The organism is Microvirga sp. 2TAF3 (genome assembly GCF_052114965.1).
Taxonomy (GTDB): domain Bacteria; phylum Pseudomonadota; class Alphaproteobacteria; order Rhizobiales; family Beijerinckiaceae; genus Microvirga.
The window spans coordinates 1-2,468 of sequence record NZ_JBFRFT010000046.1 but is presented as its reverse complement, the minus strand read 5'-3'; the positions used below and the strand labels follow the sequence as shown (position 1 = coordinate 2,468).

Below are 2,468 nucleotides of genomic sequence, written 5' to 3'. Positions count from 1 at the left end.
TGGATGACGATGACAGGGCGGAGGCCGAAGGACGGGTGCAGACGGCGGATTTGGCGGGAGCTCTCGCGGGGGCGCTGAGTGGTGCGCAGGCTGGAGCTAGAAACGCAAAAGATCCTCGGAGCGCGGCAGTCGGGGCAATAGTCGGCGGCATTATCGGCGGCCTGATTGGTACGTTCAAAGATTCTCCCAAGGTCGAGCCTTTGAACAATGAGAAAGCTGAGGAAGTAAAAGAAACAAAGGAGAGTTCTCGTCCGGGCACAATGCAGAAAGAGGTAGAAAGGGAAAAAGCTCCCGAGGATGTCGAGCGCGTAGATAAGGGAAGAGGGCCCTACGAACAAGATCATGCTCATCTGAAAGATGGGCGTGCTTTAAATAAAGATGGTACTTGGAAACACGATAATGGAAGGCCTGAAAAGCCTATCTCGAATGATGTGAGAGATTGGCTTGATGGCCATGGTTGGAAAGGACCGAGAGAGTAATGAGATTTTTTAAGCGCAACACGTTCACTGATGATGACGCTTTTGACGAAGCAAATAAATCGTATGAACGGCATCTGAAAAATTTAAGGCCGCAGCTTCATGATAGTTTAATTAAATATGTTGATGAAATATCAATTCATGACGGTAAAGTAATTTGTGCAAAAAGCGAGGCTGACAAGTTAACGGTAAGTATGAAGATCGGGGACAGGCAAAGGGGGTACTCGGAAATATCCATGGTATATTCTGGAGTTAGTAATGCGATTGATTTGTGTCGGAGATTTGAAGCAATAAAAGAAGAGGCGCAAGAAATTCTCTATGACGAGATAGATATAATAAATGATATGATGATTCATAGGATAATCTTTTGGCCAAAAGATGAACTTGAAATTACATTCAGAGAGTATGAATTCTTTAAAAATGATTTATATAATTAAAATTTATTATCAGAGAAATATATTTCGACTTTATCGACGCATAGAAGCTCGGGCTGATCTATCTCAATGCGCGCTACTACGACCCGAAGCTGGGGCGGTTTCTGTCGCCCGACAGCCTTGATCCGACCCTGCCGGGGGTGGGCACCAATCGCTATGCCTACGCGCTGAACAATCCGGTCAATTTGAGCGATCCGAGCGGCAACAACACCGAAGCACCGAGCTACGACCCGGCGGCGGACGATGCTCTCAAATCGAATCCCAATGCGCCACGGGATCCGATTGGAGAAGCCGTCGCAGGCTTCCTTGGGTGGGCCTCTGAAGCTCTCGGAAACGTGCTTGACGCAGGGGGGCAGGCTATGTCCGGCATCCCGCAAACAGCCGGGCCGGGCCGCGTCAGCATGGAGGTGGGCGCTGGTCTTAAGGCGCTGTCTGCCGGCATCAAGGGCGCCAAAGCGGCTGGGAAAGGCGTGCCCGGGCTTGGGACTGAAACCCAGGCCGCGCGAAGTGTCATCGAGGACTTGGCCGCTGCCAGAACGGCCGCTGCCAGAATGTTGGAAGAGGCCTCACAAAAAACGGGCAATTTCGGAATGGGGAAAGCATCAGCGCAGGAGGCAGATGAGCTTGGCAAAGCCTGGGTTGGACCTGGTCCTAGAGTTACAAGCAAAGGATATCTTGAGTCTTCGGATGGTCTACGACAGTATAGGGGTCCCTCTGAAAAGCCAAATAGCCCCTTTGCTCCGACCGGTGTGCAGGCTAATTTTGAATCAAGATCGCAGCCCCGGGGAGCATGGGAGTCAAATGGGCATCTTGATATAGAGAAATAAAATATGAGAGCAGAACTAAAAGATATTTATTCGCCAGACGTGGATGTCGATAATTTTGTTCCAGAAAGAAAAGATACTTTTGCAATCTTTGTTCAAATTTTTGTTGGGCCTGAAAGGGTGGATGCTTATGATAGTTTTGATTGTTATATTTGTTCTCCTAATGGAATACAAAATATCTTTAAAGGAGAAGATATTTTAATTGGGGAGCCGTTGATAATAGCACATGAATATGATTTTAAGCTTATTCGAAATAGAATAGATCGGTATTGCAGTTCGTGTACCGGGTATACTTGGCAAGATATAGTTCCAAAATTACTGCGCCTGGGCAAATGGGAGTTCGAAAACTACCAGCCATTCAATAAGCAAGTCTGACAAGAGGCCAAAAATTGACGCCACCGGGCCGGATCGCTTCGATCGCTTACGACGCGCTTTGCCGACGGCAGCGCGACGGTGCGGACCTACGACCCCAAGCGCGGCTTCCTGACCGGCCTGACGATGCCGGGGCTCGAGCTGACCTATCTGCGCGATGCGGCCGGGCGCATCCTGACCATCCGCAGCCCGGCGGCGCCGGGCGAGGCCGCTGCCTTCAGCTACAACGCCGCCGACTGGCTCGTGAGCGCGACGCTGGGTTCCGAGCGGCAGGACTTTCGCTACGACATCGCCGGCAACCTGGTGGCGCAGACCGGGCCGGGCGCCTTCGGCGCGGCCTTTCCCTCGGCCGGCTCGGCGCA

The 2,468-nt window shown here is 51.2% G+C and carries 5 protein-coding genes; all 5 read left to right on the top strand.

Features of this window, described 5'->3' with window-relative positions; genetic code table 11:
- Nucleotides 1-479: glycine zipper domain-containing protein (locus tag AB4Y97_RS20895; RefSeq protein ID WP_442000957.1), on the top strand; the 479-nt coding region annotated here is incomplete at its 5' end.
- Nucleotides 479-913 (top strand): hypothetical protein, encoded by a 435-nt coding sequence (locus tag AB4Y97_RS20890; protein WP_442000956.1) that lies wholly within the window; start codon nt 479-481, stop codon nt 911-913. The genes AB4Y97_RS20895 and AB4Y97_RS20890, both read left to right, overlap by 1 nt.
- Nucleotides 914-966: 53 nt before the next feature.
- Nucleotides 967-1,737, top strand: coding sequence for an RHS repeat-associated core domain-containing protein (locus AB4Y97_RS20885; RefSeq protein ID WP_442000958.1), 771 nt, complete (start codon nt 967-969; stop codon nt 1,735-1,737).
- A 3-nt stretch (nt 1,738-1,740) separates the two neighbouring features.
- On the top strand, nt 1,741-2,109 hold the full coding sequence (locus tag AB4Y97_RS20880; protein ID WP_442000955.1) for an Imm8 family immunity protein: 369 nt from the start codon (nt 1,741-1,743) through the stop codon (nt 2,107-2,109).
- 78 nt (nt 2,110-2,187) lie between these two features.
- On the top strand, nt 2,188-2,468 hold a 281-nt coding region (locus AB4Y97_RS20875), incomplete at its 3' end, for a hypothetical protein (protein ID WP_442000954.1).